15 protein-coding genes are annotated in these 17,045 nt (G+C 69.7%); 8 read left to right on the top strand and 7 right to left on the bottom strand.

Going from position 1 to position 17,045, the window contains the following annotated elements; all coding sequences use genetic code 11:
• Positions 1-14: 14 nt before the first annotated feature.
• The 7 genes from P3102_RS00565 (at position 15) to P3102_RS00535 (ending at position 8,447) form a co-directional block, all read left to right on the top strand.
• A complete protein-coding gene (locus P3102_RS00565; protein ID WP_276365633.1) occupies positions 15-1,154 on the top strand; it encodes a hypothetical protein in 1,140 nt (379 codons plus the stop codon).
• A gap of 142 nt (positions 1,155-1,296) precedes the next feature.
• Positions 1,297-2,634 carry a flagellar basal body-associated protein FliL gene (locus P3102_RS00560; RefSeq protein ID WP_276365631.1) on the top strand — a complete coding sequence of 446 codons (1,338 nt, stop codon included), beginning with the start codon at positions 1,297-1,299 and terminating at the stop codon, positions 2,632-2,634.
• 2 nt (positions 2,635-2,636) lie between these two features.
• The gene (locus P3102_RS00555; protein WP_276365629.1) at positions 2,637-3,980 is read left to right on the top strand and encodes a methyltransferase; all 1,344 of its coding nucleotides are present in this window, start codon (positions 2,637-2,639) and stop codon (positions 3,978-3,980) included.
• Complete coding sequence (locus tag P3102_RS00550; RefSeq protein ID WP_276365628.1) at positions 3,977-5,878, top strand: glycosyltransferase family 4 protein; 1,902 nt, start codon at positions 3,977-3,979, stop codon at positions 5,876-5,878. Before P3102_RS00555 ends, P3102_RS00550 begins: the two co-directional genes overlap by 4 nt.
• Complete coding sequence (locus P3102_RS00545) at positions 5,871-6,410, top strand: hypothetical protein (RefSeq protein ID WP_276365626.1); 540 nt, start codon at positions 5,871-5,873, stop codon at positions 6,408-6,410. Before P3102_RS00550 ends, P3102_RS00545 begins: the two co-directional genes overlap by 8 nt.
• Positions 6,407-8,176: a glycosyltransferase gene (locus tag P3102_RS00540; protein WP_276365625.1), complete on the top strand. Its 1,770-nt coding sequence runs from the start codon at positions 6,407-6,409 to the stop codon at positions 8,174-8,176. The genes P3102_RS00545 and P3102_RS00540 overlap by 4 nt, the downstream gene beginning before the upstream one ends.
• Before the next feature lie 100 nt (positions 8,177-8,276).
• The gene (locus P3102_RS00535; protein ID WP_276365623.1) at positions 8,277-8,447 is read left to right on the top strand and encodes a hypothetical protein; all 171 of its coding nucleotides are present in this window, start codon (positions 8,277-8,279) and stop codon (positions 8,445-8,447) included.
• A gap of 10 nt (positions 8,448-8,457) precedes the next feature.
• Here P3102_RS00535 and P3102_RS00530 read toward each other — a convergent pair whose 3' ends face one another.
• From P3102_RS00530 to P3102_RS00505, 6 genes are all read right to left on the bottom strand, one after another.
• Positions 8,458-9,183, bottom strand: a complete 726-nt coding sequence (locus P3102_RS00530; protein ID WP_276365622.1) for a Crp/Fnr family transcriptional regulator — start codon at positions 9,181-9,183, stop codon at positions 8,458-8,460.
• Positions 9,183-9,353, bottom strand: coding sequence for a hypothetical protein (locus P3102_RS00525; protein ID WP_276365620.1), 171 nt, complete (start codon positions 9,351-9,353; stop codon positions 9,183-9,185). Before P3102_RS00525 ends, P3102_RS00530 begins: the two co-directional genes overlap by 1 nt.
• Positions 9,354-9,929: 576 nt before the next feature.
• On the bottom strand, positions 9,930-10,598 hold the full coding sequence (locus P3102_RS00520; RefSeq protein WP_276365618.1) for a response regulator transcription factor: 669 nt from the start codon (positions 10,596-10,598) through the stop codon (positions 9,930-9,932).
• Positions 10,599-10,617: 19 nt separating this feature from the next.
• A complete protein-coding gene (locus P3102_RS00515; protein ID WP_276365617.1) occupies positions 10,618-11,760 on the bottom strand; it encodes a sensor histidine kinase in 1,143 nt (380 codons plus the stop codon).
• 58 nt (positions 11,761-11,818) lie between these two features.
• On the bottom strand, positions 11,819-12,667 hold the full coding sequence (locus P3102_RS00510; RefSeq protein WP_276365615.1) for a hypothetical protein: 849 nt from the start codon (positions 12,665-12,667) through the stop codon (positions 11,819-11,821).
• Positions 12,668-12,730: 63 nt separating this feature from the next.
• A complete protein-coding gene (locus P3102_RS00505; RefSeq protein WP_276365614.1) occupies positions 12,731-13,564 on the bottom strand; it encodes a helix-turn-helix transcriptional regulator in 834 nt (277 codons plus the stop codon).
• A 108-nt stretch (positions 13,565-13,672) separates the two neighbouring features.
• On the opposite strand from P3102_RS00505, the gene P3102_RS00500 reads away from it, so the two are divergent.
• Positions 13,673-15,103, top strand: a complete 1,431-nt coding sequence (locus tag P3102_RS00500; RefSeq protein ID WP_276365613.1) for an MFS transporter — start codon at positions 13,673-13,675, stop codon at positions 15,101-15,103.
• A gap of 7 nt (positions 15,104-15,110) precedes the next feature.
• Here the strand turns inward: P3102_RS00500 and P3102_RS00495 are convergent, their stop codons facing one another.
• Positions 15,111-16,874, bottom strand: a complete 1,764-nt coding sequence (locus P3102_RS00495; protein ID WP_276365611.1) for a gamma-glutamyltransferase — start codon at positions 16,872-16,874, stop codon at positions 15,111-15,113.
• Positions 16,875-17,045: the final 171 nt, after the last annotated feature.

Raw genomic sequence — 17,045 nt, 5'->3', positions numbered from 1 at the left:
CGGCAGGGGGCTAAATGAGCTGGCAAGACGAGCTTCGACAGCTGGACGTCGAGCTGGCCGCGGGTCGTATCGGGCACGCCGAACACCGCCGTAAGCGGGACGAACTCCTGGCGGAGGCCTCCGGCGGGACGATGCCGTCCCCGGTCCCCTCGCCGCTGCGGCGGCCGGGCGGGACGTGGCACAGCACCAATCCCGCCGCGCGGCCGGTCGAGTCGCCCGCCGTCGCCGTCCAGCAGCGCCAGCCGGATCAGCAACACCAGCCCTATCGGCAGACCCAGCCGGTGCACACGCCCGTCGAGCAGCCGGAGAAGAAGGCGGCCATTCCGCGGATCGCGGACCACAAGACCACCGCCCCCTCGCCCGCCGACATCAATCCGACGGTCTACCTGCGAGCCAGCCCGCCGCCCGCCGGGAACCCGCCGTCGACCCGCGAGCTGAACCGGCCGCTTCCGCCGCTGGCGCCCGAAGCCGGTCCGTCGCGTCGAGCGCCGGCCGAGGACTACGCGGTGGTCGGTGCACGCAAGCCGACCTGGCTGTTCATCGGTGCCGGTGTGCTGGTGGTGCTGGCGCTGATCATCGGCGGCACGCTGTGGCTGGGCTCGTCGCCGCCCTCGAACGTCGCCGAACAGCCGAGCGTCGCCCAGCCGCCGACCGGCCTCACGCCGTCGGGCAGGCCCGACAGTGCCCAGACACCGTTGGAGGACCAGCTTCCCGCGCTGCCGGGGACACCGTCGAAGGACAACTCGACGATGTCGGTCGCGAAGGGTGTCGAGCTCAGCCTCTACTCGAAGGCCGCGGGCGACTACCTCGCTTCGAAGGACGTCGCTTCCGTCACGTACAAGGGTTCGAACGAGGGGACGAACAGTTACCTCGTCCTGGTGATCCCGGCGAACGACGCGAAGGACGCGGCCGCGATCGTGAAGTACTTCCGGGAGAACTCGATCGACGCGGGCCTGCGCGAGCAGCGCGTCGGCGATCGTCTCGCCCTCGTCGGCGCGAACCAGAACGGTCAGCTCAGCGGCACCGGTTACGTCTCCGGCACGATGGCCGTGACGGCGTGGGTCTCGCAGCCGCTCGGTGGCGACCCGCAGGCGCTCGACACCCGGCTGGAGCAGACGCTGACCTCGTTGGACACCGTTCTCCCGGCGGGCTGAGAAGCACGGGTCGCGGGGAGATCACGATTCGACCCGCGGGGGCGCGGCCAGTCCGGGCAGTGCAGAATGTGCGAGGTCACCGCAGTGGTGGTATCGCGACGGCCGGGAGCGTTCCTCCCGGCGGAATCGGATAAGGGGGCCGGTGGTGTCCTGGCAGGAAGAGCTGCGCAATCTGGACGAAGAACTCGCATCTGGACGGCTCTCCGCCGACGATTACCGGCTCCGCCGTGACCAGGTGCTGTCCTCGGCGGTCGCGTACGGCGACCCCGCGCAGCAGCAGGTCCAGCAGCCCGGCCAGCAGCCGCAGCAGCCGTTCCAGCAGCAGCCGCCCGCTCCGCCCCAGCAGCAGGTGCCGCAGCCGACCGGCCAGTCCAGCGCCGACTCGACGCAGATCATCGCGCCGGTGCAGCAGCCGCCGCAGCAGAACGGCGGCGAGGGCGAACGCACCCAGGTCGTCCCGAACTGGCAGCAGCAACAGCAGGCCGATCCGAACCGCACCCAGGTCGTGCCGCCGGTGGCGTCGCCGCCGGGCGGTTTCCCGCAGCAGGGTCATGCGTCCCCGGCCGGTGGTTTCCCCCAGCAGGGTCATGCGTCTCCCGCGGGCGGTTTCCCGCAGCAGCAACAGCAACACGGTTACCAGCAGCAACAGCCGCAGCAGCAGGGCTGGACCGACAGCGACGCCAGCCCGCCGTGGGGTGGCTCGGACTTCCCGCCGATCTCGCCGGTCGGCAGCACGGAGTGGGTCAAGCAGGGCCCGGAGCTGTTCGAAGACAAGCCCAAGGGCAAAGGCGGCAAGATCGCCATCATCGCGATCGTGGCCGTCCTGGTGCTCGCCGGTCTGAGTGTCGGCGGCTACTTCGCCTTTTCCGGTGGCGGTGACACCCCGCCGGATCCGACGGCCGCGCCGCAGTCGTCCCAGCCGCAGCCCGCCCCGCCGTCTTCGTCCAAGCCGAAGACACCCGAAGAGCTGCTGTTCGAGAAGATCCCGGAGCAGTCCGGCGAAGAGGACTCGAAGAGCGGCGCCGTCCCCGTGGCCCAGCTCGCCGAGATCACCGGCTTGGAGAAGGGCGAAGCGGATCTGGTGATCGCCGCCGGGGTCAAGCAGGTCGCGTACCGGGGCTCGCAGAAGCAGCCGGACGAGACCGGGCCGCAGCCGGCGAAGATCTCGATCACGGTCATTCCGCTGACCAGCCCCGGTGCCGCCGGTGACCTGGTCAAGCAGCTGCGCCAGTACCAGACGACCAACGGGTTCGTGCAGATCACCGAGCCGCTGCCAGGGATGCCACCGAAGCTGAACTTCCAGAAGAAGATCGACGGCGACAAGGGCACCTACCGCGGCACCTGGATCAGCGGCAACAACATCGTCCGCGTCGACATCCTGCAGAACCCGCTCGGCGGGGAAGAGGGCGAGAAGGCGTTGAGCGGCACGTACCAGCGTGCGGTGAAGAAGACGCTGGAAAACTACGCCGTCACCAGCTGAGCATGACCGCCGAGACGGCACGGCTGCTCACGACCCTGCTTTCCCTGGCCGAGGACACCGGTTCGCTCTCCGACGAGCTGCACTTCGCCGGCCGGGACGCCGCCGAGCGTGTTCCGCTCGACCACGGCGCCGCGAACGTCCTCCGGGCGCTCGTGGTGCCGAAGGCGGCGCGGGTGCTGGAGGTCGGCGCCGGTTTCGGTGGGCTGACACGCTATCTGGGCGAGGTCTCGCAGACGGTGCACGCCGTCGAGGCCGACCCGGTCCGCGCCGCCGCGGTGCGGTTCCGCACCCGTGACCTCGGCACCGTGACGGTGCACGACCGGCCGCCCGCGGACGGCTACGACCTCGTCGTCGTCCAGCAGCCGTATGCCACGCGAAGCCTGCTGGACTCGGTTCGCGAACGGCTGTCGCCGACGGGCGCCGTCGTGGTGCTCACGGCTTCGCGCGGTGTCGTCAAGACGCTGGCGGCGGCGGGCCTCGAAGTCCAGCGTGAGCTGCTCTGTTCCCCCGGTCACGAAGTCGCCCGCGCGGTGCGCGGCACGCAGATCGACACCGAGCTGCCCCGGCTGGCGGCGGCGATCGCCGGTGGTCCCGCCCACGGACTCGCCCTGCTCTGCGGTCCCGGTGCCGCCGCGCTCTGGCCCCCGTATCGGCTCGCGACCTACTTCAACACCGCCGAACGCGCCGCGTTCGCCTGCACGCGCGCCGACGTCGTGCGCTCCGGGGAGGGCGCCGAGGTCCGCCGCACACCGCTGGTCCCGTCGCCGCCGGTGGCCGGGATCTCGGTCGGACCGTGCGCGGACCAGGTGTACGACGCCCCGACGATGGTCGAAGTCCTGCTCGACGAGCCGGAACGGGTCGCGGAGCTGCTCGCCGGATGGCGGGATCTCGTCCGCGCGGAGGCCGCGCGCGGGGTCGAGGCACTGTGGGATCTGGTGCCGCGCAACGTGCTTGTCGACGGCGAGACGCTGCGGCCGATCGATCTCGAGTGGCGGAACGAGGACGCCGGCGTGTCCGAGGTGATCGAACGCGGGGTGCTCGTGCTGGCCGACGAACTCGCCGGCGCGGGCTGGTCCGGGGCGGCGGAGGGCGGGTCGACGCGAGACCTGGCGGGCTGGCTCGGCGTGCTGATCGGACTCCATCCCTCCTTTGTGGACAGTGCGATGGCGCGTGAGGTCGCCTTTTCGACGACCGGCTCGTGCGGCACCGTGCACGGCACGGACGAGGTGCGGGTGGCGATCGCCGAAATCTGGCGATCGCGCCTGGCGAGAACCGTCCACGAGTACCGTTCACCGAAGGTCGGCGCCGGTGTGGCGGCGAACGAAGACGAGGTAGCGAAGCGATGACGAGCCTGCACACCGCCGGCGTCCTGACCCCGGACCGGCCGGTCGGGCACCTGTTCGAGCTCCGGGGCTGGACGACCGGGATCAGCCGGATCGGTGAGATGTCCGTGACCATCGCGGACGTCGAGGCGAATCTGTTCCCCGAGCCGTGCCCGGGCGCACCCGAAGGCACCTTCGGCTGGCGCGCGGTCCCGGGGTCCTGGGTTCCCGCGGGCACCCAGGACATCGTCGTCACCGGCCCGGACGAGCGCGTGCTGAACCAGGCGACCGTCCACGTCGGAACGCTGCCGGGTGAAGAACCGTTGTGGCTGGGCGAACTCGAAGCACCGAAGCAGGGCAAGGTCACCGAAGGGCACGTCGTCTACGTGACGGGTTGGGCGTTGCTGCAAGGCCGCGCGCCGAGCCTGATCGAGGTCATGGTCGAGGGCGGCGGCACGGTCAGCGCGCGCACCCGCCTGCCGCGCAAGGACGTTCCGAAGGAATTCCCCGGCTTCGACGACGCCGCGGTGAGCGGCTTCGAGGCCTGGGTGCCTGTCGATCTCCCGTACGGCGAAGAGCGGACGCTGTCGCTTCGCGTCCGGTACCGCACCGAAGGCGTCGGCGAGGTCGTGTCGGCGAAGCGCACTTTCACGCTTCGCAATCCCGTCGCGGACGTGGACGACGCCGAACTCGCCGACGAGCTGGCCGGGGACACCGCCCGCGCGATGGCGCGGGTGAACATCCCGACCGACCCGAAGCACGTGCTGGTGTTCACCCACAGCCTCGGCGTCGGCGGCGGGCAGTTGTGGCTGCAGGAACTGCTGAGCCGGATGGTGACCGATCACGGCTGGCAGGTCAGCCTGGTCAGTGAAACCGACGGCCCGCTGCGTGCGGACTGCCACGAACTCGGCATCCCCGTGCACGTCACGACGCACTACCGGAACCAGACGGTGCCCGCCTACGAAGGTCACGTCGCCGAGCTGGCGCGCTTCGCGAAGTGCTCCGGAGCGGGCGTCGCGCTCGTCAACACTCTCGGCGGTTTCGTCGGCGCGGACGCGGCGAAACGCGCCGGGATGCCGACGGCGTGGGTCATCCACGAGAGCTTCTCGCTGCCCGCGTTCGCCTACCAGAACTGGGGCCCGGTGAAGCCGCCCGCCGCGGTGTGGCGGCGCTGGGAAAGCACCCTCGCCGAGGTCGACAGGCTGCTGTTCGTCGCGGACGCGACGCGTGAGATGTTCCTTCCGTACAGCAAACCGGAGCGGTGCCGGACGGTCCGCTACGGCACGCCGATGCACAAGTTCGGTGGCCGGACGCGGTCGGAGACGCGGCGTCAAGCGCGCACCATGCTCGGCTACACGCCCGACGACATCGTGCTGGTCAACATCGGTATCGCGGAATCCCGCAAGGGACAGGCGCCGCTGATCTCGGCGATGGAGCGGATCCACCGGGTCCATCCGGAGGCGAAGCTGTCGATCGTCGGCCTGCACCCGTCGCCGTACGGACTGGCGATGGAGGAATCGGTCGAGCGCGCCGGACTGGAGAAGTCGGTCGGCCTCGTGCCGATCCAGCCGGATCCGCTGCGCTGGCTCCAGGCCGCGGACATCTTCGTGAACAGCTCCGACATCGAGTCCCTGCCGCGGTCGATCCTCGAAGCCGTCTGCTGTGGTGTCCCGGTCGCGGCGACCGACGTGTTCGGCGCGCGGGAAATGATCGTCGACGGTGAAACGGGCTGGTTGTTCGAGACCAACGACGTCGACGCGCTGACCGCGGCGCTGCTGCGCGCGCTCGGCACTTCGGCCACGCGCCGCCGTGAGATGGCGAAGGCCGCGCACGAGAAGCTGCTGCCGTGGCTCGACCCGGCAGGCTACGCGCGCGAGTACTCCGAAATCCTGACCGAACTGAGTGGGGGCGTTCATGTCTGACACCGACATTCCCGGCCGTGTCCAGGCCGAGCTGACCCGGCTCCGGGCCGAGCGGCAGGTCTTCACCGCCGAGCAGGACCGGCTGAAGGCGAAGCTGGCCGAAACCGAGCACGAGCTGCGTGCGGCCACCTCCGCCGCGCCGGACGAGGGCGAGTCCGCCGAGGTGAACCAGAAGCTGGCCACCCAGCAACAGGAGCTCGATGTCACGAAGGCGCGGTCGCAGGCGCTGGAGGCCGAGGTCCTGCTCGCCCGCCAGCAGCGTGACTCGCTGCGCGCGGAGCTGAAGACCTGCCGCGAGGAGCGGGACAAGCTGCGGCTCGCCCTGCTCGACGCCGAACTCGTGGTGTCGGCGGGCGTCGTCGACGCGGACGTCCTGCCCGGTGGCGAGCCGTCGGCCGACCGGCAGCGTCTGCTCAACGCCGAACGCCTCGCCGCCGAGATGGCCAGGGAACTCGACGCCACGCGTCGCACCGTCAGCTGGCGGGTCACCGCGCCGCTGCGGGTCGTGCGGAAGAAGATGGACCGGCCGTGACCGAACTCTGCTTCGTCTCCGCCGAGGGCGGTTCCGCCTTCATGGAGGAACTGCTGGAGGTGGTCGCCGACGCCGTGCGCACCGCGGGCGGCAAGGCGAGGACCGCGATCGGCAAGTATCCCCAGGCCGGGAACGACACGGTGTACGTCGTCGTCCCCCACGAGTACTTCGTGACCGTCCCGGACGCCGACTTCCCGTCCGCCGCGCAGTGCCGGCGCACCATCGGGTTCTGCGTGGAGCATCCCGGGACGGCGACCTTCGAGCGCAACGCCGAACTGCTGTCGATCCTGGGCGGCGCCGTCGACATCAACACCGATTCGACCGCCGAACTGCGGCGGCGCGGGCTCGCCGTCGAGCATTTCCAGCTCGGCTACAGCCCGCTGTGGGACCTGTGGGGCGGAGACCTCGACAGCCCGCGCGACCTCGACGTCACCTACCTCGGCACGGCCGAGCGGCGGCGTTCGGTACTGCTCGGCTCGTACGCGCGGGACCTCGCCGCGCTGCGGACGCGGCTGCTGACCCCGCCGCACGAGCCGATGACCGCCGCCCGCGTCGACTTCCTGCCGGGCAAGGCGAAATTCGAGCACCTCGCACGGTCGCGGTTCCTGCTGAACCTGCATCGCGAGCAGAAGCAGACCCTGGAATGGGTGCGCACGCTCGAAGCGATGACCAACGGCTGTGTGGTGGTCAGCGAGACCTCCGTCGACGTCGAACCGCTGGTCCCCGGTGAGCACCTGGTCCTCGCGCGGCCGGAGGCGCTGGGCTCGGTCGCCGCCGCGCTCGCCGACGAGCCGGAACGGGAACGGCACCTGCGTTCGGCCGCCTACGGTTTCGTGAAGTCGCTCGACATGACGGCGTCCGCGCGGCGGCTGATCGACCTGGCGGCTTCGCTGGGTTCGGCGCCGGCCGCGGACATCGCCCCGGCTCGTGCGCTGGCGACGAGCCTGCGGAACCCGGAGAACCCCCTGGCGATCGACACCCCGTCGTTCGACGCGCGGTTCGCGGGCGACCGGTCCGCCGCCGGCCCGGCTTCGGCACGCGGGACGGCGTTGTCGGCGCGGATCGCGCAGCGCGCGGCAGGGGCGCGACGGGTCGCCACACGACGGTGGGAGCTCGCGGCGGTTTCGCCGGCGGGCACCGCCGACGTCGACGTGCTGATCGTGCGCCGGACCGGTGAAGCCGACCCGGACGAACTCGCGAACGACCTGCTCACCGGCAGTGTGGTGCCGCGGAAGGTGCTCGTCGGCGAGGACGGCGTGCACCCGTGGCCGCGTCCGCGCCCGTACGACGTCCTGCTGCACGACACCCCGCTCGGCCGCGGACTCACCCGGAACTCGCTGCTGGAGCGTTCGACGGCGTCGTGGCTGCTGGTGCTCGACGGCGGGATGCGTGCTTCGGGATTCCTGCTGGAGCGCCTGCTGGCCGCTTCGGAAGGGGCGGAGATCGTGCACTGCCCGGTCGCGGACCCGGTCGACGGCCTGGTCGGCGCGCTGCCGCCGGAGGAACGGCGCCTGCGGACGCTGCCGTATCTGGGCAGCGGCTACCTGGTGCGGCGATCGCTGATCGACGAATTCGGCGGGTGGAACACCGAGGTGCTGTTCGAGGGCCTGGAGGATCACCTGTTCTGGCGGCGGGTGGCCGCGGCGGCCCGGCCGACGACGCTGGTGCAGCAGGTGCTGCTGCGGCGGCTGCGGCCGGATCCGGACTCGCGGCCGATGGACCTCGACCCGCATCGGGTGTGGGCCGCGGTCGGCAGCGCTCTGTAGCTTCTTCGCGTGCAATGAAAGGTCCTTTCCTTGCGAATTTTGCAAGGAAAGGACCTTTCATTGCACTGGCGAGGGCGGGGCGTTAGTCCGAAGGTGTGAGTTGGGCCGTGTCGGTGAACGGCCTCCCCCGCTCATGCGCCTTAAGAGCAGAGCATCGGAGCGCTCGGACACCGGACGAGGAGGAGCCGCCATGGACTGGGAAATCGCCCTGGTCGCCGTGCTGGCCGTCGGGTTCGTCATCCGGCTCGCGCTTCAGCTGAAACGCGGCTGACCTCGTCGGGTCATCCCAGCGCCACCCGTCTGCCCAGCCGCATCTGCGGAATTCGCCTCGGCCGGGCGGGCGGCGGGGAAAGCGGCGGGCCGTCCTCTCGCAAGCGCTTCTTCACGTGGATCGTCTTGTATCCCGTGGTCAGGTAGCCCTCCTTCTTCAGTTTCGTTATTTCGGCGTTCACCGAGGCGGGGGAAGCGCCGATCGCGGACGCGATGTCCGCGTGATTCAGCCCCACGTCGATGACGACCTCTTCCGCGCGCGGAATTCCGTAAAGCGCCTGCAACCGCGCCAAGAACGCGGTGAGCCTGCTCCGCACCTTGGCCGTCGCGAAACCCAGCGCGATGTCCCGCCGCCGCAGCCGGAGGGCCGAGTCGGCGGCGATCCACGCCATCGCCCGCTTGTCCTCGCCGAGAAAGCCGTGAAAGGCGTCCTGCGGGATCTCCAGCACGCGAACCGGCTTCGTGGCGACGAACGCGAGATGACTCGAGCGACCGGCCAAACAGGCTTCGACGCCGAGGACGTCACCAGCGCCGAGCAGGTCCACGATCGTCGGCACCGTGTCGCCCTGGGCCGTACGCAGCGCTTTCACGAAACCGGAGCGCAAAATCAGCACCGGCGGCGACGGTTCCCCCTGGTTGAGCAGGGTGGCACCCGCTCCGTGGTCCACGTGTCTGCCGAGTTCGAGCAGCCGCTGTCGCTGGCGTTCGGTGGCCGCCGTCAGGAAGTCCGCGCCCATCAGCCGATCACCGCCGCGAACGCGTACAGGATGGCCGGGAGCCCGGCGACGAGAGCCGCGACCGCCCCGATGATTTTCGCCGGCTGAGCGACCTTTCCGGCGAGCAAGAGCCGGGTGAGGATCGCGGCGAAAACGATATACGCGAGAACGACGACGCCCGCGGTGATCACCAGAAGGGGATCAGGAGTATTTGTCGTCAATAGTGACTCCCAGTGAGAAGTGAAAGCGATCAAGCCCCTGCCCGGCCGGGTGAGAATCACGTCCTGTAGGTGACGTGCCCTGCGGCCGTTCTTCCGAAGAGTACTGCTCAGCGGCATTGCGAGAAAGCAACCTGCTGCTCGCGGCACTCGTCCAGGGCGTCCCTATGCGGACTTTTCATGACGGAAAGTGACAATTGTTTCGACGCTCGCCGAACAAGAAAGTCACGATCCGTGCCCGAACACACCGCCAGTTTTCGTGAATCAGCGGTGAAAACACCGGGAAATCCGGATTAGCCGTACGGGCATATCGGTGCGAGTCCGCGCATGGTGATCGGCGACCTCTTCGACGAGCCTGACATTTTCCCTGGTCGAGCCGAAGGTCCACCGAACGTGACGATGCACGTGCAGATGCACAACCCGGTCAGCTCTGCTTACCGCGGGATCGAATCAGTGGTGATTTAACGGAGGGTCAACGATCCAGGTCACTCGATCACGACCCGTGATCTGGGACGAGTTTCGGCAATCTCAGCTTTTTGGGGGAATCTCCTACCCTCGGCGGGGGCTGACCAGGCCGGATTCATAGGCCAGCACCACCAGCTGCGCCCGGTCGCGGGCGCCGATCTTGGTCATGATGCGGCTGACGTGCGTCCGCGCGGTGGCCGTCGAAATCACCAGCTGCGCGGCGATCTCGTCGTTCGACAGGCCGCCGGCGACCAGGCCGAGCACCTCACGTTCGCGGTCGGTGATCTCGCGGACGGCGCTCACGTCGATGCGGCGATTCTCCGGCCGGTCGACGAACTCCGCGATCAGCCGCCGGGTCACGGTCGGCGCGAGCAGCGCCTCACCCGCGGCGACCACCTTCAGCGCCCGCAGCAGCTCCACCGGATCGGTGTCCTTCAGCAGGAACCCGCTCGCGCCGGCGCGCAACGCCTCGTAGACGTATTCGTCGACGTCGAAAGTGGTGAGGACCAGGACCTTCACCCCGGCCAGCTCCGGATTCGCGGTGATCCGCCGCGTCGCTTCGAGGCCGTCGACGCCGGGCATCCGGACGTCCATCACGACGATGTCCGGCCGGTGCTCGACGGCGGCCGCGACGGCCTGCTCACCGTCGCCCGCCTCGGCACAGACCTCGAATCCGTCTTCGGTCTCCAGCAACACCCGGAAACCGGCGCGCACCAGCACCTGGTCGTCGGCCAGGACCACCCGGATCGTCATCGTTGCCCCACTGTTCTCATCAGTCTTCCTGGATGCCGCGATTCTCTCCTGGTATGGGTAAGTCCACGCGCACTTGGAACCCGCCGTCCACCACGGACGTCGTGAGCGCGCCGCCCAGCGCGGCCGCCCGTTCGGACATCCCACGCAGCCCGTGGCCGGGTGCGGGTTCGACGGCGCCACGGCCATCGTCGCGGACGAGCAACGTCAGCGCACCGCTTCGCCGCTCGAATCCGACGTCGACACCGCGGGCCTGGTTCGCGTGGCGGACCACGTTGGTCAGCGATTCCTGGAGGATCCGGTACGCGGCGCCGTCGACGGGTGCGGGCAGCTCACCCGGTTCGCCGTCGACACGGACCTCGAGCCCGGCGGCCCGCGCGTGCTCGAAAAGCTCTTCGGCCTGGGAAAGACTCGGCGCGGGGGCCTTGTCCTCGCCCGACCGCAGCACGGCCAGTGTCGCCCGAAGGTCCTTCAGCGCCGAAGCGCTCGCTTCCTTGATGTTCAGCAATGCCTCTTTCGCCTGCTCAGGGCGCCTGTCGGCGACGTGCGCGGCGACCCCTGCCTGGACGTTGATCATCGCGAGGCTGTGGGCGACGACGTCGTGCACCTCGCGGGCGATGGTGAGCCGCTCCTGTTCGACCATCCGGTGCCGGTGCTCGTCGGCCTGCTCGCGGCGGGCCCGCGCGGCGGCCACCCCGTTGCGCACCGCCGCCCCGATGCCGACGACCGCGATCACCCAGACCAGGCCCAGCCCGGTTCGCAGATCGAAGCCGTCGAACCCGTGCCGGACGAACAACACGACCCCGGCGGCCAGGAGCAGCGACCCGCCGGTGCTCCCGGCGACGATCGGCCCGCGGATCTTCGTGAGCACGAACAACGCGATCGTCGGCAGCACGATCACCGGCCCGCCGGGATCGTCCGACGCGTAGTAGCCGAGCGTCAGGGCGGAGGTGAGCAGGAAGACCGCCATCGGGAAGCGGTGCACGATCAGCAGCGGCACCGCGGTGGCGACCAGCCACAGCACACCGGACGTGGTCAGCGGCGGCAGGTCCGGTTGCCAGCGCGAAGCACCGCTCGTGGCACCGAGGACGAAGCCCAGCGGCAGCACCATACGCAGCACGCGGCCCGCCCAGAGGCTCCACGGATACCGGTCTTTCAGCAGCACAGGACGCAAGCTACCCGTGGTGGGATCGGATCGCGTCCGTCGGAAAGCGGCTTCCCGGCTACGCCGGGTGCGGTAGCCGCCGCAGGACCGACGTCATCAGCAGCACCCCGCCGAGCACCTGCACGGCCAGCACCGGCACGCGATCGGCGGACCCCATGGTGAACGCGCTGAACAGCCCCCACGCTCCCGAGCCCGCCATCGCCCCGGCGCCGGTCCACACCAGCACCAGCCGCGGCCAGAACCGTCCTCGTGTCACGGTCGCCAGCGCGATCACGGCGAGGACGCCGAGCACCGCGATCACCACGTCCTGGCCACGAGCCGACATGCCACCGGAGCCGAACGCCCAGATCGAGTGGCCGATCGCGGAAACGAGTGCGGCGGTGCCGCCGAGCGTGCCCGCCACGCCGATCGTGCCCGGCCGCGCGGTGCCGGTGACGACGAACCACCAGCGGTCACGCGCGTAGAGCACGAACGCGGTCAGCAGCAGGATGCCCTGCCAGGCGAACCCGCCGTAGACCACGGCCCAGACCCAGTTCTCCAATGGCAGGTCGGCCGGTTGCGGTTTCGTCAGGTCGGCGACGATCACCGGGAGGTTCAGCACGATCGGGGCGAGCAGCCCGGTGCCGATCCAGATCGGGAAGAGCACGAGCGGCGCGGGGATCCGGCGCCCCCAGGAGTAGGTGAACGCCAGCGCGAGGAGCACCGCGACGACGTCCATTCCGGCGGTGAGCAGGTTCGCGAAGAGCATCAGCTCGGAGTCCGCAAAGGACGGGTCGCGCAGGCCGAGGCTGCCGCCGGTGACCCAGGACGCCTTGAGCGTCAAGTACGGCAGGGTGCCGAGGATCGCGGCGTAACAGACGATCAAGCGAGAACTGGAGATCTTGGCGGCGGAGACGGCTGCGGTCATGCTCTCAGCGTCGGCGTTCCCGCCGCGGAAAGACTCCCTCGCGAGCCTGGTCCGCCTCCCTCTTCAGAAGGAGCTGGGCAGTTTCGCCGCGGTTTCCTCGTCGGCCGGGGTGAGCGTCGCCAGCGAGATCTCGGAACGCCGACCGAGGTACAGATACGAGAACTCGAACCGCAGCAGGCCGACGTCCGGATGCAGGTACCGCTTGAGGACGATCCGCTCGGTGGAGACGTCGTGCTCCTTCCACATCCGCTCGAACACCTCCGATTCCTGTCGCAGCCGCTTGACCAGGTTCTTCCATGCCGGTTCGGCGAGGTGTCCGGCCATCGCCGCGCGGAACCCGGCGACCACGCGGGGCAGGTTGAGCTCCCAATCCGGGAGCCTGCGGCGCCAGTCGGGGTTGGTCAGGCATTGGACGAGGGTGTTGCGGTCCTCGAACGGGATCGCGTCGATGCCGCCCATCAGCCAGTCGTAGGCCCGGTTGTAGGCGAGGATGTCGCACCGCGCGTTGCGCACGCAGACCGGGAACGGCTCCAGTTTGCCCATCATCCGGTGGATGTTCTGGCTGAGCAGCTTGCAGTCCTTTTCCAGCGGCGGCTCGGGCGCGCCGGCGAGGGTGAACAGGTGCTTGTGCTCGTACGGGTCGAGCCGCAGCGTGCGGGAGATCGCGTCCAGCACCTGGTCGGAGGCGTTGATGTCGCGTCCTTGTTCGAGCCACGTGTACCAGGTGACGCCGACCCCGGCCAGCTGCGCGACCTCCTCGCGGCGCAGTCCAGGGGTGCGGCGCCTGCCGCCGATCGGCAGGCCGACCTGGTCCGGGGTGATGCGCTCGCGGCGGCTGCGCAGGAAGGCGGCCAGTTCGTGCCGCCGCACCTCGGCCACGCGCGAATCGACGGTCATGGTCACCTCATCAGGTTCGCAAAGCTCGGAGCCGGTTACCAGGTAGTAGTGGTACCAGGATAACCACACTCCTGGTACCAGGTTCGTGATCGGCTGATCGTGGTCCTCATGACTTCCACGCGAGTTCCGGTGCCGCCTGCCCGCGTCGCCGCCGGACCGGCCCTGACTTCGGCGGGCCTGGTCACCGTGCTGCTGGGGGCGGCACTTCCCCTCGTCGACTTCTTCATCGTCAACATCGCCTTGCCCGCGATCGGGTCGGATCTCCGCACCTCGTCGGCCACCCTGGAGCTGGTGGTCGCGGCCTACGGGATCGCCTACGCGGTCTTGCTCGTCGTCGGCGGCAGGCTCGGTGACGCCTTCGGCCGCCGCAAGCTGTTCCTGCTCGGGCTGGCCGCGTTCACCGTCACCTCTCTGCTCTGCGGGATCGCGCCGACGGCCTTGACGCTCGTGCTGGCGCGGGCCACGCAGGGGGCGGCGGCCGCGCTGATGCTGCCACAGGTGCTGTCGATCATCCAGGCGACGACGACCGGCGAGCGCCGGTCCAAGGCGCTCGGTCTCTACGGCGCGACGGCGGGGCTTTCGATGGTGCTCGGCCAGTTCCTCGGCGGGGTGCTGGTGGCCGCCGATCTGTGGGGCACGGGCTGGCGGCCGATCTTCCTGGTCAACGTGCCCGTCGGGATCGCCGGCCTGGTGCTCGCCCGGCGGCTGGTCCCGGAGAGCCGCTCGCGGAATCCGCTCGGCGTCGACCGTCCCGGCACGGTCTTCCTGGCGATCGCGCTGGTGTCCTTGCTGCTCCCACTGGCGGAAGGGCCCGTGCTGGGCTGGCCACTGTGGACGGTCGCGCTGCTCGTGGTGTTCCCGTTCGCGGCGGCCGCGTTCGTCCACGTCGAACGGCGGATGGAACGGGCAGGGGGTGTTCCGCTGCTGCCGCCGTCGGTGATACGGATGCCGAGTGTGCGCCAAGGGTTGCTGGTCGGGGTGCCGTTCTTCGTCGGGTTCAGCGCGTTCATGTTCGTGTTCGCGGTGACGCTGCAGGACGGCCTGCACCTCGGTCCGCTGAGTTCCGGCCTGGTGACGGCGCCGCTTTCCCTCGCGTTCTTCGCGATGTGCCTGGTCAGCAGCCGCCTGGTGACGCGGTTCGGGCAGCGAGTGGTGACCGTCGGGCTGTCGGTGCAGTTGCTCGGTCTGCTGGTGCTGATCGGCACCGTGCTGCTGGGGTGGCCGGAGCTGGGGGTGCTCGATTTCGTCCCGGGGATGCTGCTGTGCGGTCTCGGTCAGGGGCTGGCGATGACGACGGTGTTCCGGATCGTGTTGTCGAAGGTGCCGCCGGAGATCGCCGGGGTCGGCAGCGGGATGCTGACGACCTCGCAGCAGGCCGCGATGGCACTGGGAGTGGCGACGCTGGGGACGTTGTTCGCCACCACCGGGGCGGGACCACTCGGGATGAAAGGCGCGTTCGTGCTGGTCATCGGGATCCAGGCGGTGCTGACGGTCGGCGTGATCACGGTGGCGCGGCGGTTGCCGGATCCGCGGAGCTGAGAGGGCCTCAGCGGCCGGCGGCGTAGCCCTGCATTCCGCGTGCGTTCGCGGCGGCACGCAAGAGGCCGCCGGAACGCGAAACGGCCGAAAGCCGCCCGAGCGCCCAAGGGCCGGCATCGACGACGGAGTGCCCGCGCGCGGCCAGTGCGTCTATTGTCGACCGACCGAGCCGGGATTCGACCACGAGCTTCCGCGGCGTCCACGAGCGCGGGTGGAACGAACTCGGGAACGCGGTCGTATGCCACGCGGGCGAGTCGATCGACTCCTGCAGGTTCAGCCCGCCGAGCGTGTGCGCCAGCCAGAAACACAGCTGCCACTGGTCCTGCTGATCACCACCGGGGGTCCCGAACGCCAGCACCGGCTCGCCATCGCGCAGGCCCATCGACGGCGAAAGCGTGATCCGCGGCCGTTTCCGCGGCGCCAGCGAGTTCGGCAGGCCTTGTTCCAGCCAGAACATCTGTCCGCGAGAGTCGAGGCAGAAACCGAGCTCCGGGATCGTCGGGCTCGATTGCAGCCAGCCGCCCGACGGCGTCACCGAGATCATGTTCCCGGCCGCGTCGACGACGTCGATGTGCACGGTGTCGCCTCGGGTCTCGCCCAGCGGCCCGACCGTCGGCTCCCCCGTCGCGCCGGAGCCGGATTCCAGTCCGCGCAGCTTCTCGAGAAGCGCGGGCAGCCGCGGCGAGGGACCACCGGGCCGGAGTTCGGCGGACGCTTCTTCGGTGATCAACGCCCGGCGGGTTTCCGCGTATTCGCGGGAGATCAGCAACTCGATCGGCACGTCGGGAGAGTCCCCGTACCAAGCCTCGCGGTCGGCGAACGCCAGCTTCGTCGCTTCGACGGCCAAGTGCACGGTGCGTTCCGTCGGAATCCCGTCCACATAGGACAATTCGTCGCGCAGGCCGTCCAGCAGCCGTGCCTGCTGCAGCAACGCCGGACCTTGCGTCCAGGCGCCCATCTTCACCAGGCCCCAGTCACCGAAGTCGACCTGCAACGCGTCCTCGTAGGTCGCTTCCCAGCCCGCGATGTCCTCGCCGGTGAGCAGACCGGCGTGATCGCGGCCGGAATCGTCGCGAAACGCCTTGCGGCTGAACGAATCGATGGCCTCGGCGACGAAACCCCGCGACCACGCCCGACGACCGGCGTCGATCTGCGCTTCCCGACCACTGACCGACTCGGCCTCGGCGATCAGCCGCTCCCAGGTGTCCGCGAGCGCCGGATTGCGATGCAGCCCCTCGGCGGGTTCGCCGTGCGGCAGCCAGAGCGCCGCCGACGTCGGCCAGTGCTCGGTGAAGAGGTCCTGGACCGCGCGGATCGTGTCGCCGACCCGGCTGACCAGCGGGACCCCGTTACGCGCATAGGAGATCGCGTAGCCGAGGACCTCGCGCAACGACTTCGTGCCGTGATCCCGCAGGAGCAGTAGCCAGCCGTCCCACGCCCCCGGCACGGTCGCGGGGAGCAGACCGCTGCCGGGGATCAGGTCGAGCCCGAGTTCCGCGAAGTACTCGGGTGTCGCCGCCGCGGGTGACACTCCCTGACCTGCGAGGACGCGCGGCGTTCGATCGGCCGCGGTGACGAAGATGCCGGGGACCTGACCCGCCGGGCCGCACAGATGCGGCTCGGCGACCTGCAGGACGAACCCGGCCGCCACCGCCGCGTCGAAGGCGTTGCCGCCGTTTTCCAGCACCGCCATGCCGGTGGCCGAAGCCAGCCAGTGCGTCGATGCCACCATGCCGTGGGTGCCGGCCAGTTCCGGCCTGGTCGTGAACACCCGGCTGATACTACGCTTTGCTAACTACTTTTTCAGTCCCGAAAGGTGAAGAGCGCAGAACGGCCGGCAACACCGCGACGGTTCGATGGTCGTAAGCGATCTCGCCGGTTTCGAAATTCCCGGGCCACCCCGCCGGGTACGAACCGGGTGACCTGACCCGCGTTCGTCGAG

The organism is Amycolatopsis sp. QT-25 (assembly GCF_029369745.1).
Classification (GTDB): Bacteria; Actinomycetota; Actinomycetes; order Mycobacteriales; family Pseudonocardiaceae; genus Amycolatopsis.
The sequence above is the reverse complement of the archived record's forward strand: the minus strand, read 5'-3'. Positions and strand labels throughout refer to the sequence as shown.

What these genes read in the sequence shown, in the direction of transcription:
- P3102_RS00505 (WP_276365614.1), bottom strand. Translation starts at nt 13,564, where the DNA reads ATGACCGTCGATTCGCGCGTGGCCGAGGTGCGGCGGCACGAACTGGCC.
- P3102_RS00520 (WP_276365618.1), bottom strand. Translation starts at nt 10,598, where the DNA reads ATGACGATCCGGGTGGTCCTGGCCGACGACCAGGTGCTGGTGCGCGCC.
- P3102_RS00530 (WP_276365622.1), bottom strand. Translation starts at nt 9,183, where the DNA reads ATGGGCGCGGACTTCCTGACGGCGGCCACCGAACGCCAGCGACAGCGG.
- P3102_RS00545 (WP_276365626.1), top strand. Translation starts at nt 5,871, where the DNA reads ATGTCTGACACCGACATTCCCGGCCGTGTCCAGGCCGAGCTGACCCGG.
- P3102_RS00500 (WP_276365613.1), top strand. Translation starts at nt 13,673, where the DNA reads ATGACTTCCACGCGAGTTCCGGTGCCGCCTGCCCGCGTCGCCGCCGGA.
- P3102_RS00550 (WP_276365628.1), top strand. Translation starts at nt 3,977, where the DNA reads ATGACGAGCCTGCACACCGCCGGCGTCCTGACCCCGGACCGGCCGGTC.
- P3102_RS00510 (WP_276365615.1), bottom strand. Translation starts at nt 12,667, where the DNA reads ATGACCGCAGCCGTCTCCGCCGCCAAGATCTCCAGTTCTCGCTTGATC.
- P3102_RS00565 (WP_276365633.1), top strand. Translation starts at nt 15, where the DNA reads ATGAGCTGGCAAGACGAGCTTCGACAGCTGGACGTCGAGCTGGCCGCG.
- P3102_RS00555 (WP_276365629.1), top strand. Translation starts at nt 2,637, where the DNA reads ATGACCGCCGAGACGGCACGGCTGCTCACGACCCTGCTTTCCCTGGCC.